A 26,327-nucleotide genomic window follows, 5' to 3' on the forward strand; every position below is an offset into this window, starting at 1 on the left:
GGATGTCATGGCGAACGTCGAGTTGAGGCCGGTGGTCCACGTCGACAACGAGTGGCGCCGGTGGATTGCGGAGAACCTGCTGCTGGACGGCCCACCGCAGGGCATCTACGAACAGATGCTGCTCGCCGGTATTGCGCACGAGGAAGCGGTGCAGGAAATCCAGGCAGCCATCGCCAGTCCGTACCTGGCCGGCGCGCAACGTTTGCGCAACCGTTTGGCGAAACACGATTGGATACTGGAAGCGCAGCGTCACATGAATCGCCTGCGCAGTACCGAAGTGCCGCGTCGACACAAGCTGTCGCGCGAGGAATTTCTCGACGCTTACTACACCGCCGGTCGCCCGGTGATCATCACCGGCATGATGGATAACTGGCCCGCGATGACGAAATGGGGCCTCGATTACTTCAAGCAACGCTGCGGCGATCGCGAAGTGGAGATCCAGTTCGGTCGCGATGCGGACGCGCAATACGAACTGCGGAAAACCGCGCATCGCAAGACGATGCCATTCGGCGATTACGTGGAGATGGTGCGCAACGCCGGTCGCAGCAACGACTTCTACATGACCGCCTACAACGAGGGAAAGAACCGCGCGGCGTTGACCGAACTATGGCAGGACATCGTGCAGATCCCCGAGTACTTGAACGGCGAAGGCCCCACGCAGGGTTTTCTGTGGTTCGGCCCGGCCGGCACCATCACGCCGTTCCATCACGATCTCACCAACAACTTCATGGCGCAGGTGCTCGGTCGCAAGCGCATCCTGATGATGCCGGCCTGCGAAATCGCGCACGTCTACAATCACGAGCACTGCTTTACGCACGTGGATGGACGGCAGATCGATCTGCAGCGCTATCCGCGCATGGCGGACGTGCAGGTGCTTTCCTGTACGTTGAATCCGGGCGAGATACTGTTTCTGCCGGTCGGCTGCTGGCACTTCGTGGAAGGCCTGGATATCTCTGTCACTGTGTCGTTTACCAATTTCCTGTGGGATAACGACTTCACCGCGGAGTATCCGCAGCAACAGGCGTTTTGAACGTTTGCAGCGCGGTTTGCAAGGGAGCCCCTTTCCCGAAGGAAAGGGGCTTTTCATGCCGGGGCCTGCAGGGCGGCCGGCGGCGATGAATCATCAATTCTGCATAACCACGCTAACGGGCACGAAGGTATAACCCATCGCCTGCAATCCCTGCACGATCTGCTTGAGGTAGCTGATGTCCAGGGTCGGGTCGATAAAGAAGCTTTGCACGGAATCCTGGATCACCGTGTTGCAGTTGGCGCTGTACAGGATGTCGGCCGGAAAACGAGGTGGATTGTTGTTGTATTCCACCAGTTCGACATCGCCAAGCTGTTCGGGCAGCACCACGGAGCCGAAGATGTTGCGCACCAGGTATGGGTAGAACTGGCCGTAGATTCGGGTGTAATCCGGTGTTCCCGTACCGCAAGCTCCATTCGGGCACCAGCCGATGGCATACAGATCGCGCTGGGAGAGCGCCTTGAATTCTGATTGGAATACCTGGTAATCGATGGCCGAGGCGGCATAGTGCGGCGGTACGAAGATCGTGGGAGGGAAAAGGCCCGCCTTGCTGAATTCCTGGAAGCCGCTGGTGATGCGTCCCTGCGCCCATGACATGGAATCGACCGGCACGGGGTTATCGAAAATCACGGAATTGGTCGAGTTGATGTGCGCCGTATAGAACTCGAAATCGTCACCGCTGACGGCGGTGTAAGGATTATCGATATTCGAATACTGATGCGAGTAACCATGCATCATCATGGTGCCGCCCCTGGCCTGCATGTACTTCAACGCACTGACTAGGCCCGTGGCCTGGTACAGATGGATCGATACCGGCACGCCGTTGTTGTAGAAGCCGTTCGGATCCACGTAATACGGAATCAACGCGACGCTGAAAGGCACGTTCTTGCTGTATAGGTAATTCGCGATCGCACGCAGTTGGGCAGGACTGTCTTCCGCGTCCACGTCCTCAATGCGCACCAGTGCGCGTTTGCGCGCCAGCATGTTGGGATTGGATACCTTGCCGATCAGATCGATCGCGGCCAGATAGCGATCGTTCGGACCGGTATAGCTGAAGGGGATCTCGCCGATATAGGTGAGGTTGGCGCCCTTCGTGGCCCAGTTGACGGTGCCACCGGTGTCGTTGGTAGCGATGGCGATTGCCTGCGCCTTGGTGGGGTCGTTGATCGCCGTCTGCAGCAGACCGGAAGGCACGGACAGCGCATTGCGTTGCAATGCCACGCCTTTATAGGTCACCGTCAACGTGTTGGAGAAGTCGAAGTACATCGGCGTGAAGCCGTATTGCCCCGCGAAATTCGCAGCGCGTGCGGACAGCTGCCAGATGTTGTCGTTCATCCATAACACCGGCTTGGTCGTGGCCAGCACATCGTCCAGCAGTGCGGTCGGCAACGGCTCGTCGTAGGTCGAGCCGATGTAGATCAATCCCGTATAGCCGTTGAGTTCACCAGCAACGTAGTTCACGGCTTCATGCATGGTGTACTTGCTTCCATGCGTGACTAGGTTGCCGGCCATCACGCCATAGGCTTCGCCCAGCCAGCCCCATTGACCGGTGCTGTCGTATAGGACAAGCGTGTTCTGATTTGCGTTTGCGCTCGGCGCACCAGCAAAAGCATTCGGCGCCTGTACCAGTGTCGTTATCACATTGCGGGTTAGTGTCGGCGACAAGCGCGACGTTTGTTTGAGCAGCGCCTGTCTGATTGTTATTCCGCTTGGAAGGATGGCTCGTGGTGGCGGTGGCGGTGCGGGAAGTGCGCTGGGACTGACGGGAGGAGTAAACAACGCCTGAGCTGCTACGGGCATCGGACCTGATGCCGCAATAAGCGCCAGTGCAACGCCGGCGACGAAGGATTTGAGACGGGATGGCCCGCAGAGTGTTGGCCTGATCATAGGATTCCCCCACATGCAGTGACGGAGTAGACGCGCAGTAGCCGTCGTGCCGCTCTCGCGCGTGCCGGTACATGCGATTCACTTCCCGAAAGCCCAGGCCCCTGTCCCGTGAAAAAGGAACGCCTCGCCGTGGGTGAGCTTACGGCGAGGCACCTCATTTGTCGACTAGCAAAATTATAAGATCGAGTCAAGTATCAATTAACAAAAATTATATGAATTTAATGTGTATGTTTAACTTATAGTTGGCAATATTGAACATGACGCAGTTCTTTACGCTGCTGACGCCAACGCATCCGCCGATCTCCGTCCATCGGAAATGCGCAGGTCCGCTGCTCGCGACTGAGCATTAGGGGGTGAGGACAGGAGGTCCGAAAAGCAGGATGGCATCGCCATTCTGCAAAGGGGGATGTATGCAAGACATCCTGATCATTTCCGGCACGCGTCCGGAAATCATCAAGCTGGCACCGCTGTATCACTGCCTGCTTGCAAGCGGATGGGCGCAGCCGCATTGGCTGCACACGGGTCAGCACGGCGAGATGGCGCGACAGATGCTCGCTTGCTTCGACATTGTTCCGGACGTCTCGCTTGAGCGAGGTGGCGATGCATTGTGCGAATTCAGCACATGCTGCCGCAGCCTGCTCGACCAAGTGATGTTGAGGACATCATGGTCACTGGCGGTGGTGCAGGGCGATACCGAGAGCACCTTCATCGGCGCGCTGTGCGGCTTCTATCACCGCGTTCCGGTTGCGCACATCGAAGCGGGCCTACGTACTTACGATTTGGAACGACCGTTCCCGGAAGAAGGGGTGCGCCAGATGGTCAGCCGCATCGCGCGTTTCCACTTCGCGCCGACCGAACGTGCCGCGATGGCCTTGCGCAAAGAGGCGATTGCGCCCGAGCACATCAGTGTGACCGGCAATACCGTGATCGACGCGCAGCATTGGGTGGTGCGGCGCCATCACATCAAGCGTCGCGTGGAAGGGCGCGGCCATCTGCTGGTTACCGCGCATCGCCGCGAGAACTGGGGCAGCGATTTGCGCGAGATCTGCTACGCGATCGCCGACGTCGCGCATCGTCATCCCGATTTGCAGGTGATGTTTCCGGTGCATTTGAATCCGGTGGTGAGCCAGCCGGTGCACGCGATTCTCGGCGAGCTGGCCAACGTGCACCTGAGTCCACCGCTGGATTATCTGGACATGCAGCAGGCGCTCATCGATGCCTGGCTGGTGCTCACCGATTCCGGCGGCCTGCAGGAAGAAGCACCCACCTTCGGCGTGCCGCTGCTGGTGCTGCGCACAGAAACCGAGCGGCCAGAGGCGATCGAAGCCGGCTGTGCGCGGCTGGTTGGTACGCGTCGGGCATCCATCGTGAATCAGATCGAAGCGTTGTGGTCGGACGCGGACGCATACCAATCGATGGCGCGCGCTGGCAATCCGTTCGGCGATGGAAAGGCATGCGTGCGCGTATCCAATCTACTCAAGGACGCGCTGGCAGGAGAGGAACGCCAGCGCGAAGCAAGCTAGCAAGCGATCTACGCAACGGAGGCGCCTATGTGGTGGCTGGATGCATTCTCGACCTATCTCTACGGCTTGAGCGTGGTCGTTACCGTGATCGCGGTGCTGATTTTGTTCAGCGGGCTGGACGATTTTTTCATCGACATCGTGTACTGGGTGCGGCGGCTGTGGCGCGCGCTGTTCGTCTACCACACGCGCGAGCATACCCGTTACCACGAGCTGTACCGTCCGCTAGAAAAGCCGCTGGCGATCATGGTGCCGGCATGGCAGGAAACCGGTGTGATCGGTCACATGGCCGAACTGGTGGCCACCACCCTGGACTACGAGAACTATCACATCTTCGTAGGCACCTATCCGAACGATCCGGATACGCAGCGTGACGTCGACGAAGTGTGCGCGCGCTTTCCCAATGTGCACAAAGTGATTTGCGCGCGGCCCGGGCCGACCAGCAAGGCCGACTGCCTTAATAACGTGCTGGATGCGATCCTGCAGTTCGAACGCCGTGCGCATCTCAACTTCGAGGGATTCATCCTGCACGATGCCGAAGATGTGGTGTGCGAGCACGAGCTGCGGCTGTTCAACTACCTGGTGCATCGCAAGGACCTGATCCAGATCCCGGTCTATCCGTTCGAGCGGCAGTGGAACAACTTCACCAGCCTGCATTACCTGGACGAGTTCGCCGAGCTGCACGGCAAGGATATTCCGGTGCGCGAGGCGCTGGCCGGGCAGGTGCCAAGCGCCGGCGTCGGCACCTGCTTCAGTCGTCGCGCCGTGCTGGCGCTGATCGAGGATGGCAACGGCATCGCGTTCGACGTGCAGAGCCTCACCGAGGACTATGACATCGGCCTGCGCCTGAAGGCACGCGGCATGGCGGAGATCTTCGTGCGCTTTCCGGTGCTGCGCTACCAGCGCCATGCCACGCAGCGCGGACAGCTCGGTCAGAGCCGGCGCGATTCAAGCGTCATCTGCGTGCGCGAATATTTTCCTGATCGCCTGGCGACAGCGGTGCGGCAGAAATCGCGCTGGATCATCGGCATCGTCTACCAAGGCTATCGCACGCATGGCTGGAGGCATGGACTGGTGCTCAATTACTTCCTGTGGCGCGACCGCAAAGGGGCGATCAACAACTTCGTCAGTTTCGCCGCCATGCTCATCATGTTGCAGCTCGCCGTGATCCTCTTGTTGCAGATGGTGTGGACGGGCATGCCGCGTTTCGTGTCGATCTTCGAAGGGCAGCGGTGGTTCGATGTGATCCTCGTGGCGAACATCGCGCTGATGGGCAATCGCATGCTGCAGCGGATCATTTTCGTTTCTGGCTACTACGGTGTGAAGCAGGGGCTGCTGTCGATACCGCGGCTGCTGTGGGGCAACCTGATCAATTTCCTTGCCAACTGGCGCGCGATCCGCCAGATCATCAAATGCGGCGATCCGCGCCGCGTGGCCTGGGATAAAACCACTCACGATTTCCCCAGCATCGGCGGCGAGAACCGCGCCAAGCGCTCGCTGGACGACATGCTGGTTGCGAACGGCGCAATCTCGGCGGCGGAGCTGCACGAGGCGCAGCTGCATCGCATCGATGGCCTGCAGCTCGGCAGTTCGATGATTCACGAGGGCCGTATCACCGCCGAGCAACTGGCCACGCCCATCGCCGAGCAGATCGGCGTGAGCTGCGAATCGGTGGATCCGGCCACGCTTTCGTGCGAATTGTTGAATGCGGTGCCGCGAAACATTGCGCTGCATTACGCGGTGCTGCCACTGCGTGTCGAAGGCGGCGTCTTGGTGCTCGCCAGCGAGTCGTACATCGATCCGGTTTCGCTTGCCGCGATCGCGCGCCAGCTCGGCCGGCGCGTGCGCTATGTGATCGCGTACAAGGGCCAAGTCACCGTCGGCCTGCGCCGCTGGTACGCGCACGGGCACCATAGCGATCGCGATCCTTGCCATCTACTGCAAATGGCTGCGGACCGTGGACTCATCACTCACGATCGCGTGCCGCAGTTGTGGAATGACTACACATCTCGCCAGGTGATGCTGGGCGAGATACTGGTCGCGCAAGGTCATCTGGATGAAGTCGCTTTCCGCGCGCTGCTGCTCAGTCACGCACGTAGCGAGCAACGGCTGGGCGAATTCCTGACCGGGCAGGGCGTGATCAGCCCTGAAACACTGCATCGCTTGCTGAGATTGCAGGCGTCATTGCAGCCGAGCGTGACGAGTCTGCTCGAACAGGAATGCGCGACATTCGAGCCGCTGGAGCGAGCGTCATGAAACGGCCATCGCCCAGCCGATGCGCCCTGGCGCTGTTCATCATGATGCCGGCGTGGCCGCTGTGCGCGGAGAGCCAGGAGTCGCCCGGCGACGGCAGTCGCTACCAGCATTTCATGGTGTATCCGCACCGGCAGGCCGGCTATGCGGCGATGCGTGCTGGCGACGAGCGCACCGCCATCGCCGAATTCACACGCGCGCGTGAACTGGCGCCGAAGAATCTCGGCACCGCGTTGGACTTGGCAGAGGCCTATCGGCATTTCGGCCATGCGGCACGTGCGCAGGCCGTGTTGGACGAACAGAAACGCTACACGCCGAACGATCCGCGGCTGCTCGCCGCCATGCCCGCACCCGCAGCACCAGCTGTCGATTGCATGCGCGACAACCGGCCGGTATGCCGAGCCCAGCGCGGCTTCAACGACTTGCAATCCGGCGAGCTTGCGCGTGCGCAGGAAGAACTGGATGCGCCGGATTTTGCGCGCAGTCCGGAAGGCCGCGCCTTGCGCCATGCCCTGGCGCAGCGCGCGATCTATCTGGGCGACGATCAGCGAGCCGATGCGCAATTGGCCGAACTGGATGCGCATGACACACTCAGCGCCGACGAGCGCGGCCAATGGTTCATGCTGCTGCTCAAGCTTGGCAAGCTGGATGCGGCACGTCAGCTGCAATCGCGCAGCGGACTGGATGCGCCGGCGCAGGATCTGGCCATGGCGCAGGCGATCGGCAACGGCCGCGATCGCGCGCTGCTCGCGCAATACATGGCTTCGCGCAAACCCGTATTCGCCGGTGAGAAGGACGAGCGCCAATGGGTGAATCTGCTGGCGATGGCGGCGCGTGCGCAGCCGGCGTTGCTTGATCGCTACGTTGTGCAGTATCCCGCCAACGCTATATGGCAGGCTCGATTTTCGCTTTCACTGGCGATGGCGCGCGGCGACCGCGCCGTGGCACAAAGCATGCTGTCGCGCCTGCCGGCCAGCGATTTTCGCGAAGACCGCTTCAGCTTGGATCTGGAGCAGGGCAGGTATCTACAAGCGAGAGAACAGGCGGAGGCATTGATCGCGCAGCCGGAAGGTTATCGTCTGCTCGACCCGCTTAGCTATCGACTGATGGAAGCGGGCGCAAGCGTAGAGGCCAAGCAGCTGCTACTCGATGCGTACCCATTTGCCGGCAATCCGCATTTGACGGCTTTGCTTTCGCGTTTGGCCGTGCTGGCCAGCGAGCAACCGGCTTTGTTTTCGCCCGATGACCGCGCACGTCTGCGCCGTCCATTGGAAAACGTGCCGTTGCGCATTGCGCAGGTGCATATCCTCGGCGCGTTGCACGATTGCGATGGTATCCGCGCGGTGATGGCCGATTTGGCGAAGGACTATCCCGCCGAGCTGTGGCGTCAACTCGGTGATTGCTACGGCAATGCGCAGCCTGGCCTCGCCGAATATGCCTATGCCGAAGCCGGCAAGCGGCAGCCCGACAGCGAAACCACGCGTGCATTGGCGTATCAGGCCTATAGCGCGCAAGACTATGAAACGGCCTTGCTGGCCTGGCGTTCCGTGCCGGCGACACACATGCAGCAGGCCGACCTGATTGCCGCGGCGACCACCGCGCTCACCATCCACGAAGCCGCCGTGGCGCGCGCATGGCTGGATACCTATACAGCGCAAGGTGGACGGCAAGACGGTACTTACTGGTGGCTGCGAGCCCAAGCCGACGAACCGCATGATCCGGCGCTGGCCCGCACGGATCTGGAAAGCGCTGTTGCCCTGCAACCCGACGCGCGCTACTACGCACGCCTCGCTGCACTGCAAGCGCAAGCCGGCGACTCACAGCAGGCGCTGGCTTCATGGCAGCACGCGAGCGCACTCGCTCCCGATGACAGCCGGCTGTCGGCATCACTCGGCTATGCCTATCTGCAAGCAGGCGAGCCACAGCAGGCTCTGGTGGAATTCGCGCGCGCGCATCAGGCCGATCCGGACAACCCTGCAGTGACGCGCCAACTGCTGTACGTGAACCAGCAGCTGGGCAACAACGCACAGGCGCGAATCTATGCCGAACAGGCCATCGATCAAATCGACAACCTTAACGCGGCCGATCCTGAAGGTACCGGCGGCGATGCGAAACAAGACCAGGACGAGCTCTACAGTTTGCGGCGGCTGCATGAAAATCTCGGCCGCAGTTGGAGCTTCAATGCCGACATGTCGCTGGGCGATACCGTGTCCTCGGCGGCCAACACAGTGGCGCCGGGTGTTTCCTATCGAAGCTATGCGCAGTTGGAGGCGCAGTACCATCTTGACCCGCAACTAACCGGCGGGGATCTCAATACGCTGGCCGCCTATGCGCGCCTGTTTGCCGGCAGTGGCGCCAGTGGTGCGGTATGGCCGCTGCATGCGGCGATGCTTGGCGTGGGCCTGCATTGGAAGCCGTTGATCTCGCAAAACATCGTGCTGTCCGTGGAGCAGCAGACACCGGCCGATAATAATCGTGATACGCGTAACGACACCTTGCTGCGCGCCAGCGGCTCATGGTCGTTTGGTCCAAAGCTCAGCGACGACTGGCACGCGAGCGGCTGGGGCTGGCCTACTCAGAACTTCTACGTCGACATCGCGCATTATCTGCGCGCCAAGCAAAGCGTAATCACCCTCGACTACCGGTTCGGCCTGCACGACAAAATCGCCAATGGTCAAACCATCGAGCCCTACGTCCATCTGCAATACACCGGTATCGACCGCACGCAAGGCTTGAGCTATTTGCGCGATGGACGCGCTGGGCTCGGCCTACAGTGGAACGTCTGGTACGGCGAAACGCGTTACGACGCCTACCCGCATCGCTTCAGCGTAGCCATTGAAGGGCAACATGCCTTCACCAGTTATCTGCGCGAGAGAAACGCGGTGTTCCTGATCGTGAGGACACAGTGGTGAGGCGCGCGCTGCTCCGCTTCGTTGCATTGCTGGCGCTGTTGACGCCCTGGCTGGCTGGTGCGGCGACGGCGATCATCTATCAACCTCAGCTGCGTGATCGCGACATCTCACCGGCACAGTGGCCGGCGTTGTTCGCGCACGTGCGTGCGCAAGGCTTCGACACGCTGGTGGTGCAGTGGACGCAATACGGTAATGCATTCGGTGACCACGCCGGACACGTGTGGCTGCTGCAGCGTGTGCGCGAAGCGCATGCTGCCGGCTTGCGCATCGTGCTCGGGCTGCACAGCGATCCTGCGTTCTTCCAGCGCCAGGAAGCGTCATCGGTCGCCTTGGGAAATTATCTGCACACGCTCTCGCAGCGCGACGCGACGGTGGCCAGCCAATGGGCCGATGAGCTGGGTACGGACACGATCACCGCTTGGTATTTGCCTATTGAGATCGACGACAAGCGCTGGCGCGATCCGGACGCGCGCAAACAGTTGCAGGACTATCTCGCCGCTGAGCGCGGGCAGCTCGATCGCATTGCGCGGCGGCCGGTCTATGTCACCTCGTTCTTTGCAGGCAACATGGTGCCGTTGCGTTATGCGGAACTGCTCGAAGACGTCCAGCTCAGCGGCGTACGCGTCTGGGTGCAGGATGGGGCGGGAACTGGGCGTCTGGGAGAGGGCGAGCGCAAGCTGTATCTGGATGCGGCCAGCCCGTGCGAGGCGAGGCGCGCACGGGGCGTCGTCTATGAAATCTTCCGCCAGACCGGCGAGGACAAGGCATTCACTGCTGCGGCGTTGTCTGCTGACGAAGCGAGCGCGGCATTGGCACAACGCGCGCCGTGCGAGGGCGATAGCGTGTTCTTCGAGTTGCGTTATTTGCCGGAATTGAAGGGGGTAATGAAGCGCTAGGACTGGCGCGGGCAAACAACTGCCCCTCCCCTGTACGCAGGGGAGGGGACGGTCTGTTACATGATCTAGGCGTTCGTTACTGCGGCACCTTCAATGGCGCGATCGTCTGGTCCAGCGTGCTCCAGTACGTCTTGGTGTACGGCACCATCTCCTCGGCGTAATACCACCAGAAAAATCCTCCGATGAACTTCGGATCGTTAGAGCTCTTGACCATCGGGTAGTACGTTTTGATCAGGCCAGTCTGCACCGAACTGGGCGCGCCGGTGCTCGACGTGCCGATTTCGCCGAAGCCCACTTTCGCGTTCGGGAAGATGCTTTCCAGCGCGCTGAAATCGGCGTTCCACGACGGCGACAGTCCCGGGCAATCCTGGTACGGGTAGTAGCTGAAGAGTGCGTAGTCGGTGTTCTGGCGCACGGTGGCGGGTAGGAAGGTGGTCGGCCAGGTCTTCCAATAATCCTGCGGTTTTTCCCAGCAATTGTTGCCCTTGCTGTCGTCGTTGTAGTACAGCGTGACCGCCGTCTTGCCACCGACGCTTTTTACGATCGAGCTGGCCGCGGCGACCATCTGGCCGATCGCGGTCTCTTCTGCGTTCACCGTGGCGTTGCTGCCGTCCGGATTCTGGCGCAGCCATTCGCCGTTGATCTCGTTGGCGATCTCCCACACGTCGACGGTGCCGTTCAAGCCGTAGACCAGTTCCTTGGTGCGGGCTGTGTAGGTGTTGAGGTTGGTCGGGAAGTAATACGAATCCATGATCTCGCCCATCACGTAGGCGACCGTGTGCAGCTTGACCAGGGCAGGGTAGTACTCGGCGGCGCTGGTGCCGGGATCGAATACCACGCGTACCGTTGGCCGATACGGCAGCTTGCTCAGCGAGGTGATGATGGCGTTGATATTGGAAAGATCATCCAGCGTTACGCCGTAGATCGGCGCTTTGAGCGTGGCAGCGGCTTGTGCGTCTGCGTTCGACGACAGCGGTGCGGAAGCGGCAAATAGAGCGATGGATGCGGCAAGTGGAGCAAGGAGTTTTTTCGGAACGGGTGCAAGATTTTTTTTCATTGATTCAAGTTCACGTGCATTAGCGCTCCTTCGCCTGGTTTGAGTAGTGGCCACACAAGGCATGTGGTTCGCCACGACATGACAGCGGCGCCGCAAATAAAAGATGCGGAACCGGGCTTGGTCGTGCTTATCCGAGCACCAATGAAGGTCGTCCGTAGAACGGCCTATCGTCTTCCCCGTGAGCGCCTAGACGCGAAGATGATGTGCAGCAGCCGCTTGGTAGCCAGCGAAGACGTCCAGTACCGCGAGGATGATCGACATGCCGAAGCCATCCCGCCGTACGCCGGCCGGTTCCTCACTTGGACGAACCGCTCGGTACCAATCCTGGGAATGACGCACCTGGATTTCGCTGGCTGGTCGAGTCTAGCGACGGAGGGTTCAGGATCATCAAAATTTGGTTAGATTTGGCTATTTGTCTGCTTTTTTGTGATGCACATCACACTATAAGCTATTGAAAATGGTGCCAATTTTATTGCGCTGGCGGACAGGGATGGGTCATTGACGCAACTCGGCGGTCTTCACATGCCTCTGGGTTTGCGGGCAACCATCCCCAAATTGTGGGCTTCATTGCCGAGGCCCTTCCATGATCCCGTTCTCCGTACTCGATCTCGCCCCCGTCACCGAAGGCAGCACGCCTACGCACGCCTTCGCCAACACGCTGGACCTGGCGCGATGGACCGAGCAACTTGGGTATCAGCGCTACTGGCTGGCCGAACATCACAACATGCCCGGCATCGCCAGCGCAGCGACGGCAGTGCTGATCGGCCACGTGGCAGGCGGAACCTCGCGCATCAGGGTAGGTGCCGGCGGCATCATGCTGCCCAATCATGCACCGCTGCAGGTAGCCGAGCAGTTCGGTACGTTGGCGTCGCTTTATCCGGGGCGCATCGATCTCGGACTTGGACGCGCACCCGGCACAGACCAGCCGACTGCGCGCGCACTGCGCCGCTATTACGAAGGTGCGGAGACCTTTCCGAACGACGTGCAGGAACTGCTCACCTTCTTCGAACCGGCCGTACCTGGCCAAGCCGTGCGCGCTGTTCCCGGCGCAGGTGTAGATGTGCCGGTATGGTTGCTGGGTTCGAGCCTCTTCAGCGCTCAGCTTGCCGCCGCGCTCGGTTTGCCGTTCGCCTTCGCCTCGCACTTCGCGCCGGATGCGATGGACGAGGCGGTGATGCTTTACCGCCGCGACTTCAAGCCATCCGCACGCCTGGACAAGCCTTACGTCATGTTGTGCGCCAACGTGGTGGTCGCCGAAACCGATCATGAGGCGAAGCGGCTGTTTACGACGCAGCAGCAGAGTTTCGTCAATCTGCGCCGTGGCCGTCCGGGGCTGATTCCTCCGCCGATCGACGACATCGAGAGTTATTGGTTGCCTGCCGAGAAATACATGGTGGAACGTGCATTGGCCTGCGCGATCGTGGGTGATCCGGATACGGTACGGGAAGGGTTGGCAGCCTTCATCGATCGCCATCGGCCGGACGAATTGATGTTGACGGCGAATGTCTTCGATCACGCAGCGCGCAAGCGTTCATTCGAGTTGGCGATGCGCGCACACGAGGAGCTTCGTAGGCTGGGATGACAATCCCAGCATCCGTAAACCTCGAGCCGGCTTCCCGGCGCTGATCCTCAGTGGCTGATCCGCTCCAATGCGATGCCCTTCGTCGATGGCCCGAAGACGCCGATGACGATGATGCCCACCGTCATCGCGATGGCGATGAATGTCGCGACGGCCAGCGTGCCGCCAAGATTCAGGAAATAGCCGATGGCCAGGCCCGCGAAGGCAGCGGCGATGCGGCTCCAAGAGTAGACGAAGCCGACGGCGCGGGCGCGGATGCGGGTTGGATAAAGCTCGGCCTGATAATTGTGGTAGGCGTAAGACATGACATTGGCGGCGAGCGTGAACAGTACGCCGAGTGCAATCAGCACGATGGGCGCCGTGACGTGCGCGAACCCGAGCATCGATAGTCCCATCACGATCAAGCCTGCGACGATCTGTGTCTTTCTCTCGAAGTAGTCGGCAAAGAAGGTTCCGAGCAGCGGGCCGAACGGGTTGGCGATGGCGATGATGAAGGAATATTCCAGGCTATGCGTGACGGCAATGCCACGCGCTATCAGCAGCGTCGGCACCCACGCCGCGAAGCCGTAGAAGCCGATCACCTGCGCCATGTTGAAAACCGACAGCATCAGCGTGCGTCGCCAATAGCGCGACGAAAATATCTCGGAGAACCGGCCCTCGCCGTCGTCTTCTTCCGCCTCGACATGGGGCGAGGGAAGCGGCTTGCCGATTTCGGTTTCGATGCGACGTTCGATGTCGGCCGTGATCGCGTCGGCTTCTTTCATGCGCCCGTGCAACGCGAGCCAGCGCGGGCTCTCGGGCACGCGCCGTACGAGAAACCATGTCACGATGGCACCGCCCGAGCCGATCAGCACCACCCAGCGCCAGCCATCCAGTCCCAGCGGCGTCACCGGCACCAGCAGCCAGGCGAGTAGGGCTACGGCGGGAACGGCAGACAACGATACGAATTGATTCACCGAAAAGGAGCGACCGCGCAAAGCCAGCGGCGTGAGTTCGGAAATATACGTGTCGATGGTGACGAGCTGCACGCCGAATCCGACACCCGCAATGAAGCGCCATACATTGAGCATTTCGCCCGTGTGCTGAAAAGCCATGACGATCGTGCAGCATGCGTACCAGACCAGCGACCAGGTGAACACGGGGCGCCGCCCATAGCGATCGGCAAGCTGGCTGAAAAGCGCCACGCCGACCCACAGACCGGCAAACGTGCTGAAGACGAACGTACCGAATCCGGCCACCTTGATGCCGGCGAGGCTGGCAAACACTCCAAGCGATGCCGGCGTAAACAATCCGGACCTGGTCATGCCCGGTGCAACGTAGCCGGTGAAGAACAGGTCGTAGTATTCAAACAGGCCGCCCAGAGAAATCAGCACGATGAGTTTCCACAGCGTGCGCGATGCGGGCAGCCGATCGAGACGGGCGGCAATCTTGATGGATTCGATGTTGGACATCGTGGTTGTATCCGCGGTTGGTGTCACGTTGTACGACCGCTCGCTTGCGGGAAGGGAACTGAGGTGAGGGGCTGGGCTTGCCGATAATTTCATGGTGGTCTCGAGATGGATGTCCGCACTTACGCGATGACGTCGCCAAGCATGTCCTAAACGTACCGGTTATAAGCCGTCAAGCATCACCCTAGAACTACTTCCTGTCTCGACCATGAAACTTCCCTTAAAAAATTTTCAGGTAAGCGAGTCTGCACGAGTGCATGGTCGCAGGCGAAAACAGGCTTGTGCGGCGCGTCAAGTAAGTATGGCCATTCGGCGTAGACTCCAATGTCGTTCGGGCTGGGGCGGCACGTAGATGAAAGTCCTGATCGTCGAAGACCAGTACAAACTTGGTCAGTTTTTGAAGCGTGGTTTTAGCGAACGTTCCTATACTGCATCCTGGGCACAGAGCTGCAAGGCAGCGCGAGACGTGCTTGCGGAAGAAAACTTCGACGTCATCATCCTCGATCTTGGTCTGCCGGACGGAGACGGCCTGGAATTGCTGTGCGAGTGGCGTCGGTGCGGATTCAACGAACCGGTCTTGATCCTCAGCGCACGTGATGCGGTGGAGGACCGTATCGCAGGCCTGAACCTGGGCGCCGACGATTACCTGCCCAAGCCTTTCAGCTTCGAGGAATTGCTTGCCCACGTGCGCTCGCTGATGCGCCGGCAATCGGCCATCAAGCAAACGGTGCTTGAATACAAATGCATCAAGCTGGACCTGCTGGGTCGCACCGTGCGATTGCGCGGCCAAGTGGTGGAGCTGACCAGCAGGGAATTCGCATTGTTGGAAGTGTTCATGCAGAACGCAGGGCGAACCCTCACGCGCTCTTATATTTCCGAACGCATATGGCCCGGCCTGGTCGAAGACAATCTTCTGGATGTCTACATGAGTCGTCTGCGCACCAAGCTTGAGGACAACCCCGCCATGCCGTTGTTCAAAACGCTGCGCGGAATAGGTTACCAGTTGGTATGAAGTCACTGCGGGCGCGCATCGGCTTGTGGTATGCGATGAGCGCCACGATCACCCTGGCGGTGCTGTTCGTGGTCGGGTACCTGTTGCTGGAAACCTATATTCAGCGCGATCTGGATTTTCTCAACAAGACGGAATTCGAGCAGATCCGCGCGCGCCTGGGTACGGATTACCGGGCGTTGACGCCGCAGATCGTGGATCGGCGCATACGCGAAACCACCAATTATGCGTCGGTGCTGTTCTACATCAACATCGACCAGCCGCCGCACGACATCCTGTTCTACTCCAACAACCTGGACGGCACGCCGATTCCCGACGTGCCGGGCAAGCACGTCTACAATACCTTCGTGCCTGGAGTGGGGGAGTTGCGCGTCGGTGAATTCATCATGCCGCCGTTCGACGTCACGATCGGCACACCGACGAGACAGATGCGGCAGGGCCTGACCGCATACATCGAAGTATGCATTGCGTTGTGGACAATCATGCTGCTAACCAGCGGTTTGATCGGCATCGCTACGAGCCGTTTGATTCTTCGTCCGGTGCGAATGATCGGCGAAACCGCCAATCGGATACGTTCGGACAATCTGGCTGAGCGCATCGCCGTCCCGAGCGGCAAGGACGAGCTCTTCGACCTGGTGCGGCTGCTCAATCAGATGTTCGATCGCCTGGAGGCGTCGTTCCGGCAAGCCCGTCAATTTTCCGAAGAGGTGTCGCATGAATTGAAGACGCCGCTTTCGCTGGTGCGTCTGCATGCCGAACGGCTTCTGGTCGAAGGCAGGCTCGAGCGGCGGCACGAAGACGCAGTGCTGGTGCAGATCGACGAACTGGCGCGCATCAATCAGATGATCGACGAGCTGCTTTTCATATCGCGCGCCGAAGTGAATGGCGTCAAGCTGAATCTCGTCAACCAGCACCCGGAGCATTTTCTGCGCAGCATCGAACCGGATCTGCGCGCGCTTGTCGAGCATCGCGGCCGGTGCCTATGCTGCGTGCACCATGGCGATGGGCTGGTGGCGATGGAGGAGAAGTGGCTGCGACAGGTGATCTTCAACCTGCTGACTAATGCACTGCGCGTATCGCCGCCGAATGGAACGATCGTCATGAAATCCATCGTCGGTGACGGGAACTGGTGCCTCAGTATCGAAGACGAAGGGCCGGGGCTGACGGAAGAACAATGCCGGCGCGTCTTCGACCGCTTCGTGCGTTTCAATGTGCAAGCGGGGGAGGATCAGGGAAGCGGTTTGGGCCTTACGATTTGCCGCAGCATTATCGAGCTGCACGGTGGCAGCATTCGCGCACAGCCGCGTGAAGATGGGCCTGGATTGCGCGTGAGTTTCGAACTTCCTGTTGCGCCACCGGTTATCGAGCCATCGCAGGTGGTGGCTCAGCCTCTCCTTGGGATTTGAACGGCAGTAGTGCGCGAGACGAGCGATTCAGGCTGAGGCTCTGGGGTGGAGCGTGAATCGCCCGTCTCGACGCGGTCAACGGTTAGAACTTGATCGTTGCCGTTCCGTAGATCAGCCGTCCAATCGGCGAATACGTCGCCACATCGGCGTTGTTGTCGGTAAATGCCTGCGGTGCGAGTGGTGGCATACGGTTGGCGATGTTGTTGACGCCCAGCGCTACCGACCATCCCTTTACGATGGAGTGCGATGACGACCGATCGACGCCATAGCCGAGACGCAGGTCCCAGGTGACATAACTGCTGACGGGAAGGCGCTTGAGTGTGGTGCTTTGCGCATAAACGATGCCGCCAGGGCCGATGTCCGTCACCGACGAGATGTAATGATTGCCGAGGGTGAGGTCCCAGTTGCCGTATTGCCAATCGGCGGTGCTGTAGAAGCTGAATCTCGGGATGGTTCCCTGCACGCCGGTGCCGCCGTTGGTGACGAATCCGGCGTAGTTGTAGTACTGCTGGCCAGGAAGCGCCTGGAACTGGTATTTGAAGAACATCGCGCCGTTGGTGGAGAACGTGAACGTGCCGGCGTGATCGCTGACGAAATAATATTCCGCTGTCATGTTCGCGGAACGCACGTGCAAGCCGCCAAGATTGGTGAAGCGATCGATGGCGTACAGATTCAACGGATTGCCGCCGGAGCGCAGATAGGCTTCGACCTGACCCGGCGTGGTGAATGCAGTCGCCCCAGGTAGGCCTGGGAAATTGCCAAGCGCCAGGTTGGAGGCAAATGGTGATGCCGCGCCAAGCTGATTCACGCTTTGCAGGATGTTGGTAAACCCGATGCCGCCGGGATACCCGCGCTGATCCACCGAGGAATAATCGATCGATGCGGTCAACCCCGGAAGGGCTTGTGGCGTGAACGTGATGCCCATCGAGCGCGTGACTGCCGTGCTCGGTTTGAGGTGCGGATTGTTGCCGTCTTCGCCATTGAACCCGAGTCCTGTAAGACCGAAGACCGATTGAATGACACTGCTACCCACCAGCCGCGTATCGGTAGGGCCGTACATGGCATACAGCGTCGGCGCGGTATATGACCGCGAGAACGACCCGCGCAAGGTAATCTGGTTGTCGATCGGCTGCCAGCGGAATCCAAACTTGGGCACCAACGAATTACCGGCGTCGCTGTAATGCTCATAACGCGCGGCGGCGATCAGGTCGAAGGCGTGAAATCCCAGTATCGACCAGCTTGAGCTGGTGATGGGCACGCGCACCTCGCCATAGCCGCTGTCGATGTCACGCCCCCTTGAGAAGGGATCGGCCGAAGTGCCACCGATCCAATCGTGCGCGGTGGGTCCGGTGTTTCTGCCGTTGATGTCGGTATACGCAGAGAGAGATTCGCGACGGGCCTCGACACCGAAAGCAACGCCTATCGTGCCCGCTGGCAACGTGAATGCCTTGCCCACCAGCTTGGCGTCGAATGCATCCAGCGTGCTTTTGGCATGAATCATTTCCGTGCCGTACAGATTCGCAAGCATAGCCGGTGTGATGCCTGATGCAACGGCTAGCGGATTCAGCGCAGGCTGGATGACGAACGGACCGGTGCTGGAGAAGCCGGTTTGCACGCGACTGTAGGCCCCGCCGGCGACAGGATTGCCCTGCGCGTCGTAGCCGCCGGCAATCGCACGAGCAACGTTGGGCGCGTAAATGACGTTGAGCTGATCCTGGTCTAGCGTGTTTTCGCTGTGGTCGACCGTGCTTTCCCAATTCCATCCGCCGCCGAGGTCGCCGCGCAAGCCGGCGACTATCCGAAGACCTTCCGCGCTGTTGATGAACTGCTGGGGATAGGGAAGGTAGCCGAACACCACATTATTGAAAGTAGTGGTCAGCGGGTTGTAGGGGGAGCCAGCCGGCAGCGATACGGTAGTCCGGATCGGGAGCCACTGGGTGAAGCTCTTGGTGCGTGAATACAGGATGTTGCCGAAGGCGGTAAGTTTGTTGTTGTCCAGCAGATCGGCGGAAAGATTGGCACTGAGACCTTTTTGATCCTGGCGCTCCAGCAAGGTCTGGTATCTGGACACATCGAAGCCGTTTGCCACCGCGCTCGCTGTCGTCGGCAAGTAAGTGCCGTTGGCGATCAGGCTATTGACGCTTGCGGCGGTTGCCTGCGTGCCAGTTGGATTGTCTTGGGCAGGAGAACTGAGACCTGGAGCGAGAATGGCGCCGGGGAATTGGCCGTTAGCGCCGACCGTTCCCGGTATGTTCGAAATGCGGCCGGTAAGCGGGCTGGTGAAATTCCGGGCATCTTGATAAAGCGGGTCGGTCTTGGACTCACTGCCGGTAACCGTGATGTGCACGCCGTGAAGCGTAGTGCCGGCCACGAAATAGCCCGATTTTTCGCGGTAGTCGCCGCTGGCAGCGCCATATCGCACGCCGACCTCCGCACCCTGGTAATCCTTTTTCAGAATGATGTTGACCACGCCGCCGATCGCGTCGGAGCCGTAGATGGCCGAAGCGCCGTCGGTCAGTACTTCGATATGGTCGATTGCCGAGATAGGAATCTGGTTCACGTCGACGAAGTTCTTGCCGCCTATGCCGTTGATGCCGCTGGTTGCCACGCGGCGACCGTCGACCAGCACCAGGGTGTCGAGATTGCGCAGCTGCAACTGCGAACCGCCGGCGGTATTCTGGTTGTTGTTGTTCGCATTGCTGGTGCCGGTATTGCTGCGTCCGGCAAACGATGGCACGACCTTGCGCAACAGATCGAGCACGTTGGCGTTGACGCCGGCTGCCTTCATCTCGTCGCTGTCAACAGAGACCACGGGTACTACGACTTCGTCAGGCGCGACCGGCAAGTTGGAGCCGGTGACTACCACTGTTGCCAGAGTGGCCGGTTTTTCAGGTTGGTCCGTTTTTTTTGTCGTGCCCGAGGACGTGTCCGGCTTTTGCTGCGGGGTATCGTCAGCGTACAGATTGGTGGATACGGTTGCGGCGCAGGTAGCGCCCATGGCCATGAGTAATGCGCCAAACAATGGTTTTACGGTCAAGCTCTGCATAACGTCTATCCCTCCCCGGATGACACGTTAGCTACTGAATTCAACAGGCAGTCATGAAAGGCTCGCTTCGATTTGAATGTGATGCATGGCCGTTGACTGTCGTTGTTCGTAAAGACCCGTACATGAGTGTTTGATTGGCTCGCTCCTTACGGATGGAGCGCAAACCATAGGATCTCTCCACCTTTGTTGTTGTCGCCGGGTGATGAAGCCAGATAGATGCGATCGAGGGGCTTCCACAGCATGCCGGACTTGGCGCCTTTCGCACTGGCCACTCGCGCCAGTTCCGTATAGTGATCGGCGTCATTCTGCTGGAACACGCCGAGGTAGCCGTCGCCGCCGGGTATGTAGATGCGCTTGTGCACGTTGTCGTAAAAAAGGCCGTCCGATGTTGCTGGCGCATCGAGACTTGCCACCGACTTGCCAGTGTCGGTATCGAGCACGATCAGCTTGCTGGGATTGCGCGTGCCCACGAAGAGCCGATGATCCGCCTCGTCCAGGCCCATGCTTAGGTTTGTCTGTGCACCCGTCAGCGGCCAATGAGCAATCACCTGCAGCGTCTTTTTGTCCACCACGTCGACTCGGTTCTTGTCGGCCACATTGACGAACAGGCGATTCCCGTGTTCTTCCACCCGCACCGCCTCGACATGATCGGAATCGAAGCGCAGCTTTCGATACACTTTTCCGGAGTAAGGATCGACCTCGTTGAGGTAGCACTCCTTCATGTCCACGTCTTTGCCACCACTGACGATGTAGAGCAGGTTGGTGGCTTTGTCGTAAGCCATCGAATCCGCGCCGGGCGCCAGGTCGATGTAGCCGAGCACCTTGTACGTGGCGGCATCCAGCACGCGCGTACCGCCTTTGCCGCTATCGGTCACGATCAGCCGATCCTTCTCCGGCAGGTAGAGAATCGCGTGCGGCGTACTGAACGTGGTGAGCGTCTGTTCGTGCGCACCCGTGTCGAGATTGAAGACTTCCAGCGTGCCGTGGTCTTCCGCTGCAAGCAGCAGCTTGTTGCGTTTGGTATCGACGCCGAAGTGGTCGAAATCGCCCGAGTATTGCGGTTTCCATGACGTGCTGCGCCCAATCAGGGTGGCAGGGGCCGCTGCCGAATCGGGCGTGACTGGCGGCGCCATCAGCTTGGCGAGCGAAGGAATCTTGGCGGCCAGCTCGTCGCGGACGGCATAGCCGCGGCGCTCCAGTGCTTTTTTGTCGTCGCCAGGTTTGTAGCGGAAAACGATGCCCACTGCGCCGATGGTTTGCTTGTTGGCATCCAGCAGGCGTGTTTCGACTTCGAAGCGATTGCCGTTCACTTCAAGATTCGGAATGCCGGTGCGAATGGCGCGCAGATCGTCATCATCGGCTGCCTTGCCGATTCGCCCAATGCTCGAGCCGACGATCATGTTGGTGCTGCCGCCCAGCGGAGTGGCATGCAAGGCAAGGATGATGACTTCCGGATGCGCGACCATGGCCTCGTCGACCAATTGTTGGGCGAGGGTGTTGGTAGGAACGCTTGCGTCGAATTGATACGGCTGCGTCAGGTTGCTCGGATTGGAAATGCGCCGGGCGAGCTGATCGCGAATCTTCTCGGCCCGCTGTTGCAATGCTTGCTTGTCGTCCCCGTTGTGATACGGGTAGACGATGCTGAGCGCGCCGAGCGTGTCACCCGTGACGTCGAACAAAGGCAGTTCGACCTCCAGCCGGTCACCGGCCTTGTTGACCTCCACCAACGGCTTGCCGGTGTTGACCACACCCATATCGTCCGAATCGGCCTTCTTGCCGATGCGGCCGATGTTGGAGGCGATGATGACATTGTCCTTCTGCTTGGGCGGTGTGGCGTGGATGGCCATCACGACGATGTCAGAATGCGCCGCGATGGTCTGGTCAACCAGTTCCTGCGCGTAGATCTTTGGGGCGTTTTGGGCGTAAAGCGGCAATGTCGAAAGAGCGATCGCAACAGCGAGAACGCGACGAATCATGGTCTGTATGTTCCAGGTTGGTTGGTGGTTATGGTTCTCTGCAAGCCGTAGTAGATGCTGGGCATACACATAAACCTCCAACCTGACGTCTCCCTGTAAGGCGTCTTAAGAAGCATTAAGGTTGCAATGCAGCATCGTTGAGCGGTTGCACGTCGCTGTCGTAGGTGGGTGATGAGGCGAAGCCGAAACCCAATATCGCTTGATGTCGGAGCATTTCGCAGATTGAGCCATGGTTTGCGGCGTTCGCTGTAGCGCGATGCTTTTGCCGCCTGCAAGAAGGGGAGGGAATGTTGTCGCCGCTGTGACAGTGTGCAGCTTCGGCGTCACCTCACTACCAGCCTACAAAAATCCGCGCTCACGCCTACGCCGATATTCATTTACAACTAAATAGTACATTTATATACTATCTATAAGTATGTTGGATTCCCGGGAGCCAACCATGGCCGATTTCGCCCTCACCGAACAGCGCCTTGCTGTCACCTGTCGCCGCTACCCCGACTTCCCCCGCCGTCCGGCCACACTCGTGCGCCTGATCAAGCACATCCACAAGCAACTGCACGACGATGCGAACCTGACGCTCAAGCCGTACGGCATCAATCATCCGGAATACAACTTGTTGATGATGCTGTATGGCTCGTCCAGCGGTACGATGTCGCCGTCGGAGCTGGCGGATGCGGCGGGTGAGAAATCGGCCAACATCACGCGACTTACCAACGAGCTGTGCGATAAAAAGCTGATCGCTCGCAGCGGTAGCGCCGATGACCGTCGCAGGATCGAACTGAGTTTGACGCCGCAAGGACAGGCGTTGCTTGAGAGTCTGCTTCCGGATATCTGCAAGCTGCTGGCGAGGGAGGGGCGTCAGCTGACGGTTTCTGAGCAGGTTCAGCTCGAAAAGCTGTTGAAGAAATTCCTGATCGGATTGGCCGACTGAGGACGTCAGCATCATGTCTGTAACCGATGTCCAGGCAGCAACGCCCGGTACGCGCGAAGTCATCGTGACGACCCTGCGCGAGGAGACCACCACCTGGCTGTTCGTGGTGAAGTCGCTGCTCGCCTTCTACATCACCGCCTGGCTGGCGATGCGTCTGGCGCTACCGCAGCCTTCCACGGCGGTGCTTACCACCATCATCGTTGCCAACCGCCAGACCGGCATGGTGCTGGCCAAGAGCTTTTACCGCGCCATCGGCACGCTGGTCGGCGCGCTGGCGGGCTTTATGATCGTGGCCTTGTTTCCGCAGGAGCGCGTGCTGTTTCTCTCCGCGCTGTCGCTATGGATCGGCGCGTGCGCCGGCGGCGCCACGCTGTATCGCAATTTCAAATCCTATGCCTTCGTGCTGGCTGGCTATACGGCCGCGATCGTGGCGTTGCCGGTGATCAATAGTCCGCTGGAAGTATTCAACTCGGGGGTATGGCGCCTGAGCGAAGTGCTGCTGGGCCTGGCCGTTTCGGGCGCGGTGAGCGACGTGGTGTTCCCCAGCCGCATCCGCGACGATCTGCGGCGCCTCTGCCGCGCACAGTTCGCCAACTTCATCGACTTCGTGCAGCGTGCGATGAGCGGCAAGGTAGCGCGTGCCGATATCGAGAATGCGCATCTGCGCTTTGTGCGCGACGCGGTAGCGGTGGAAGACCTGCGCAGCACGGTGATTTTCGAAGATCCGGAGGCGCGTGCGCGCAGCGGTCACATGCTGCTGCTCAATCAGCGTTTCATGGCGACCTCCACCACGCTGCAGACCCTGCACCACCTGATCAATCGCTTGAAGCGCAGAGGGCACGAGATTGCGGCAAACGCGCTGATCGAACTGTACCGGCCGTTGGCCGGCGCGCTGGATGCGCCGATCGAAGGGGGGGCTGCGGCGCGTGTGCTGTTGCCGCGGCTAGATAGCGCGCGGCAGGCGATCAGGGAACGCAAGGCGGCCCTTCGCGCTGAAATGATTTCCGCTTACGACATGCTCGATTTCGATACCGGCGCCACCCTTGTCGATCGTTTTGTCGATGAACTTTATGCGTACGCCGAAACGGCATCGGCGCTACAGGCGCCCCGGCTTTTTGGCACGGTTGCGGAGCGTGTGCGCTTCGAGCGCGGCAACGATTTTCTCGGTGCAGGCTTGGCGATGTTGCGTACCGCGCTGACGATGGGGGTCTTGAGCCTGTTCTGGATCGTCTCGGCGTGGCCGTCCGGTTCGTCGACGATGTTGCTGGCGACGGTATTTGCCGGCCTGTTTGCTTCCGCGCCCAATCCCACCCAGTGGGTGCAGCACACCTCTCTGGGTTTTCTGGCGGGCATGTGCGCGAGCTTCATCTGCCAATTCTTCGTGCTGCCGCTGATGGATGGTTTTGGGCTGCTGGTGGCCGGGTCCGCGCCGTTCCTGATGATCGGCATGGCGATGATGGCATGGCCCCTCACTGCTCGCGCCGGCGTGGGCTACTGCATGGGCTTTGCCCTGACCCTCGCCATGCGCAACGAGATGAGTTACGACGTGGTGTTTTTCTTGAACGACTCGCTGGCCCAACTTGCCGGGCTGGCCGCCGTAGGCGCGGCCTTCTTGCTGATACCGTCGGCCATCGGCAGCCCGTGGCTGCGCCGCCGCCAGCTTGAGCGCTTGCGCCGTCAAGTACGCCTTGCGGCCACCGCGCCGTTGCCTGGCTTGCGTGCCCGCTTCGAAAGCGTCAATCACGATCTGTTCGGACAGATCGTGGCGCAGACCGAGCGCGGAAGTCAGGCGTCACGCAGCCTGGTGGCCTGGACGCTGTCCGTGCACGAAGTAGGGCGCACCTTGATCGAGCTGCGCAATGACATGGCCGGCCGGCCGCTGCCCGAGGACGTGCGCGAAGCTGTCGAGCGAACCATCGATGCCATCGCCCAGCTTTACGAGCATCCCGATACAGCAACCTATGCCTATGCGCGCGATGCCCTTGCCGCCGCCACGGCAATGATCGACGGCGACGAAGCCATGTCGCCGTTGCTGAGTCATCTGCACGTGCTGCGCCTGGCCATGCTGGACGAACAATCCGTACTCGGCGCTTACATGCAAGCTCACCCCAACGCACAAGGAGTTGCTCATGCCACGTGAAATCGCCATCGGCGGCGTGCTGGTTCCCGGACTGCTCGTCTGGTTCCTGGTGGCCGTGGTGCTGTTGCTGCTGTTCGACTGGGTGGTCGGCCGTTACGGCCTGTACCGCTACGTGTGGCATCCGGCGCTGTTGCGCCTGGCTTTCCTCGTTTGCGTATTCGGCGGCTTCGCCTTGTTGACCATCTAAGCGGCGCTAGGCGTCCTCCATACTCTTATGAAAAACACTCTCTACATCCGCATCGCCATCACCGCCGTCATCGTGCTGTTCGCCGTGTTCATCGGCTACGGCATGTGGCGGCATTACATGTATTCGCCCTGGACGCGAGACGGACGCATTCGCGCCAACGTGGTGCGCATCGCGCCGGACGTATCGGGCCTGGTCACGGCCGTGAACGTGATCGACAACCAGCCGGTGAAGAAAGGCGACGTGCTGTTCGTGATCGATCGCCCCCGTTATGCAGACGCCCTTGAGCAGGCCAAGGCGAACCTCGCTGCGGCGGAAGCGGCAGTGGCCGCCGCGCAAGCCAACATCGACGCCGCCAAGGCGGGCACCACACAGAGCAAGGCGAATTTCGTGATGTACGAGGCGCAATCCAAGCGCCGGCAGGGCTTACGCGACGTGGTTTCCAACGAAGATCTCGCTAACGCCAGTGCCACGGCCGACGCCGCGCGCGCCGCCTGGGACAAGGCGCGTGCGGGCGTGGAGCAGGCTGTCGCCGCACAGCTGCAGGCGCAGGCGTCGGTCAAGCAAGCGCAAGCCGCGCTGGCCACGGCGGAACTCAATCTGCAGCGCACCGAAGTGCGCGCGCCGGTGGATGGCTACATCACCAATCTGCTAGTGCGTGTGGGTGATTACGCCAGCGCCGGTGCGCCGCGGCTGGCACTGGTCGACAGTCATTCGTTCTGGGTGGATGGCTATTTCGAGGAAACCAAGCTGCCGCATCTGCGCGTCGGTGATCCGGTGGATATCCGCCTGATGAGCGGCGGCGTGCATCTGCACGGCACGGTGGAAGGTGTGGCGCGCGGCATTGGCGGCGCGGTCGATCCGACCGGCGGGGATCTGCTCGCCAACATCAATCCCACCTTCAACTGGGTGCGGCTGGCGCAGCGTGTGCCGGTGCGCGTGCGTATCGACACCGATCACATGCCGGCCGGCACGGTGCTGGTGGCGGGGCAGACGGCAACGCTGATCGTGCATCCAAGCGGCGATGGCGATGCTGCAACGGCACAGCGGTGACGA

The 26,327-nt window shown here is 60.4% G+C and carries 17 protein-coding genes; 12 read left to right on the top strand and 5 right to left on the bottom strand.

Translation table 11 applies throughout. The features are described from left to right. The first annotated feature begins 7 nt into the window (after positions 1 to 7). Positions 8 to 1,030, top strand: a complete 1,023-nt coding sequence (locus ISP18_RS10215; RefSeq protein ID WP_380010389.1) for a cupin-like domain-containing protein — start codon at positions 8 to 10, stop codon at positions 1,028 to 1,030. Positions 1,031 to 1,123: 93 nt separating this feature from the next. Here ISP18_RS10215 and ISP18_RS10220 read toward each other — a convergent pair whose 3' ends face one another. Then, a complete protein-coding gene (locus tag ISP18_RS10220) occupies positions 1,124 to 2,692 on the bottom strand; it encodes a DUF2334 domain-containing protein (protein ID WP_380010392.1) in 1,569 nt (522 codons plus the stop codon). A 632-nt stretch (positions 2,693 to 3,324) separates the two neighbouring features. Here ISP18_RS10220 and wecB point away from each other — a divergent pair. Genes wecB through ISP18_RS10240 form a run of 4 tightly spaced genes read left to right on the top strand, consistent with a single transcriptional unit; the run spans position 3,325 to position 10,495 of the window. Beyond that, positions 3,325 to 4,437 (top strand): non-hydrolyzing UDP-N-acetylglucosamine 2-epimerase, encoded by a 1,113-nt coding sequence (wecB, locus tag ISP18_RS10225; protein ID WP_380010395.1) that lies wholly within the window; start codon positions 3,325 to 3,327, stop codon positions 4,435 to 4,437. 27 nt (positions 4,438 to 4,464) lie between these two features. After that, entirely contained in the window at positions 4,465 to 6,690 is a 2,226-nt protein-coding gene (locus tag ISP18_RS10230; protein ID WP_380010398.1) for a glycosyl transferase family protein, read from the top strand. After that, positions 6,687 to 9,599, top strand: coding sequence for an NfrA family protein (locus ISP18_RS10235; RefSeq protein WP_380010401.1), 2,913 nt, complete (start codon positions 6,687 to 6,689; stop codon positions 9,597 to 9,599). Before ISP18_RS10230 ends, ISP18_RS10235 begins: the two co-directional genes overlap by 4 nt. Beyond that, positions 9,596 to 10,495, top strand: coding sequence for a DUF4434 domain-containing protein (locus ISP18_RS10240; RefSeq protein ID WP_380010403.1), 900 nt, complete (start codon positions 9,596 to 9,598; stop codon positions 10,493 to 10,495). The genes ISP18_RS10235 and ISP18_RS10240 overlap by 4 nt, the downstream gene beginning before the upstream one ends. A gap of 76 nt (positions 10,496 to 10,571) precedes the next feature. Here ISP18_RS10240 and ISP18_RS10245 read toward each other — a convergent pair whose 3' ends face one another. Further along, positions 10,572 to 11,552, bottom strand: a complete 981-nt coding sequence (locus ISP18_RS10245) for a hypothetical protein (RefSeq protein ID WP_380010406.1) — start codon at positions 11,550 to 11,552, stop codon at positions 10,572 to 10,574. A gap of 583 nt (positions 11,553 to 12,135) precedes the next feature. Between ISP18_RS10245 and ISP18_RS10250 the strand changes: the two genes are divergently transcribed. Next, positions 12,136 to 13,134 carry an LLM class flavin-dependent oxidoreductase gene (locus tag ISP18_RS10250; protein WP_380010409.1) on the top strand — a complete coding sequence of 333 codons (999 nt, stop codon included), beginning with the start codon at positions 12,136 to 12,138 and terminating at the stop codon, positions 13,132 to 13,134. A gap of 47 nt (positions 13,135 to 13,181) precedes the next feature. Here the strand turns inward: ISP18_RS10250 and ISP18_RS10255 are convergent, their stop codons facing one another. Further along, complete coding sequence (locus ISP18_RS10255; RefSeq protein WP_380010412.1) at positions 13,182 to 14,582, bottom strand: MFS transporter; 1,401 nt, start codon at positions 14,580 to 14,582, stop codon at positions 13,182 to 13,184. 349 nt (positions 14,583 to 14,931) lie between these two features. Here ISP18_RS10255 and ISP18_RS10260 point away from each other — a divergent pair, with 349 nt between their 5' ends. Next, positions 14,932 to 15,591, top strand: a complete 660-nt coding sequence (locus ISP18_RS10260) for a response regulator transcription factor (RefSeq protein WP_380010415.1) — start codon at positions 14,932 to 14,934, stop codon at positions 15,589 to 15,591. Further along, the gene (locus ISP18_RS10265) at positions 15,588 to 16,994 is read left to right on the top strand and encodes a HAMP domain-containing sensor histidine kinase (RefSeq protein ID WP_380010418.1); all 1,407 of its coding nucleotides are present in this window, start codon (positions 15,588 to 15,590) and stop codon (positions 16,992 to 16,994) included. The genes ISP18_RS10260 and ISP18_RS10265 overlap by 4 nt, the downstream gene beginning before the upstream one ends. Positions 16,995 to 17,076: 82 nt before the next feature. On the opposite strand, the gene ISP18_RS10270 is transcribed toward ISP18_RS10265, so the two are convergent. Both ISP18_RS10270 and ISP18_RS10275 read right to left on the bottom strand, forming a co-directional pair. Further along, the gene (locus ISP18_RS10270; RefSeq protein WP_380010421.1) at positions 17,077 to 20,040 is read right to left on the bottom strand and encodes a TonB-dependent receptor plug domain-containing protein; all 2,964 of its coding nucleotides are present in this window, start codon (positions 20,038 to 20,040) and stop codon (positions 17,077 to 17,079) included. 146 nt (positions 20,041 to 20,186) lie between these two features. Then, positions 20,187 to 22,016: a YncE family protein gene (locus ISP18_RS10275; RefSeq protein WP_380010423.1), complete on the bottom strand. Its 1,830-nt coding sequence runs from the start codon at positions 22,014 to 22,016 to the stop codon at positions 20,187 to 20,189. A 439-nt stretch (positions 22,017 to 22,455) separates the two neighbouring features. On the opposite strand from ISP18_RS10275, the gene ISP18_RS10280 reads away from it, so the two are divergent. From ISP18_RS10280 to ISP18_RS10295, 4 genes are read left to right on the top strand one after another with little or no spacing between them, the layout of a single operon-like run. After that, positions 22,456 to 22,947: a MarR family transcriptional regulator gene (locus tag ISP18_RS10280; RefSeq protein WP_380010426.1), complete on the top strand. Its 492-nt coding sequence runs from the start codon at positions 22,456 to 22,458 to the stop codon at positions 22,945 to 22,947. 13 nt (positions 22,948 to 22,960) lie between these two features. Further along, positions 22,961 to 25,087 (top strand): FUSC family protein, encoded by a 2,127-nt coding sequence (locus tag ISP18_RS10285; RefSeq protein WP_380010429.1) that lies wholly within the window; start codon positions 22,961 to 22,963, stop codon positions 25,085 to 25,087. Beyond that, positions 25,077 to 25,274, top strand: coding sequence for a DUF1656 domain-containing protein (locus ISP18_RS10290; protein ID WP_380010432.1), 198 nt, complete (start codon positions 25,077 to 25,079; stop codon positions 25,272 to 25,274). Before ISP18_RS10285 ends, ISP18_RS10290 begins: the two co-directional genes overlap by 11 nt. Positions 25,275 to 25,301: 27 nt before the next feature. Further along, positions 25,302 to 26,324: a biotin/lipoyl-binding protein gene (locus ISP18_RS10295; RefSeq protein ID WP_380010435.1), complete on the top strand. Its 1,023-nt coding sequence runs from the start codon at positions 25,302 to 25,304 to the stop codon at positions 26,322 to 26,324. Positions 26,325 to 26,327 lie beyond the last annotated feature (3 nt).

The sequence above is a fragment of the Dyella humi genome (assembly GCF_044904605.1).
GTDB classification, from domain to species: domain Bacteria; phylum Pseudomonadota; class Gammaproteobacteria; order Xanthomonadales; family Rhodanobacteraceae; genus Dyella_B; species Dyella_B humi.

What these genes read in the sequence shown, in the direction of transcription:
- ISP18_RS10215 (WP_380010389.1), top strand. Translation starts at nt 8, where the DNA reads ATGGCGAACGTCGAGTTGAGGCCGGTGGTCCACGTCGACAACGAGTGG.
- wecB (WP_380010395.1), top strand. Translation starts at nt 3,325, where the DNA reads ATGCAAGACATCCTGATCATTTCCGGCACGCGTCCGGAAATCATCAAG.
- ISP18_RS10230 (WP_380010398.1), top strand. Translation starts at nt 4,465, where the DNA reads ATGTGGTGGCTGGATGCATTCTCGACCTATCTCTACGGCTTGAGCGTG.
- ISP18_RS10235 (WP_380010401.1), top strand. Translation starts at nt 6,687, where the DNA reads ATGAAACGGCCATCGCCCAGCCGATGCGCCCTGGCGCTGTTCATCATG.
- ISP18_RS10245 (WP_380010406.1), bottom strand. Translation starts at nt 11,552, where the DNA reads ATGAAAAAAAATCTTGCACCCGTTCCGAAAAAACTCCTTGCTCCACTT.
- ISP18_RS10250 (WP_380010409.1), top strand. Translation starts at nt 12,136, where the DNA reads ATGATCCCGTTCTCCGTACTCGATCTCGCCCCCGTCACCGAAGGCAGC.
- ISP18_RS10255 (WP_380010412.1), bottom strand. Translation starts at nt 14,582, where the DNA reads ATGTCCAACATCGAATCCATCAAGATTGCCGCCCGTCTCGATCGGCTG.
- ISP18_RS10260 (WP_380010415.1), top strand. Translation starts at nt 14,932, where the DNA reads ATGAAAGTCCTGATCGTCGAAGACCAGTACAAACTTGGTCAGTTTTTG.
- ISP18_RS10265 (WP_380010418.1), top strand. Translation starts at nt 15,588, where the DNA reads ATGAAGTCACTGCGGGCGCGCATCGGCTTGTGGTATGCGATGAGCGCC.
- ISP18_RS10270 (WP_380010421.1), bottom strand. Translation starts at nt 20,040, where the DNA reads ATGCAGAGCTTGACCGTAAAACCATTGTTTGGCGCATTACTCATGGCC.
- ISP18_RS10275 (WP_380010423.1), bottom strand. Translation starts at nt 22,016, where the DNA reads ATGATTCGTCGCGTTCTCGCTGTTGCGATCGCTCTTTCGACATTGCCG.
- ISP18_RS10280 (WP_380010426.1), top strand. Translation starts at nt 22,456, where the DNA reads ATGGCCGATTTCGCCCTCACCGAACAGCGCCTTGCTGTCACCTGTCGC.
- ISP18_RS10285 (WP_380010429.1), top strand. Translation starts at nt 22,961, where the DNA reads ATGTCTGTAACCGATGTCCAGGCAGCAACGCCCGGTACGCGCGAAGTC.
- ISP18_RS10290 (WP_380010432.1), top strand. Translation starts at nt 25,077, where the DNA reads ATGCCACGTGAAATCGCCATCGGCGGCGTGCTGGTTCCCGGACTGCTC.
- ISP18_RS10295 (WP_380010435.1), top strand. Translation starts at nt 25,302, where the DNA reads ATGAAAAACACTCTCTACATCCGCATCGCCATCACCGCCGTCATCGTG.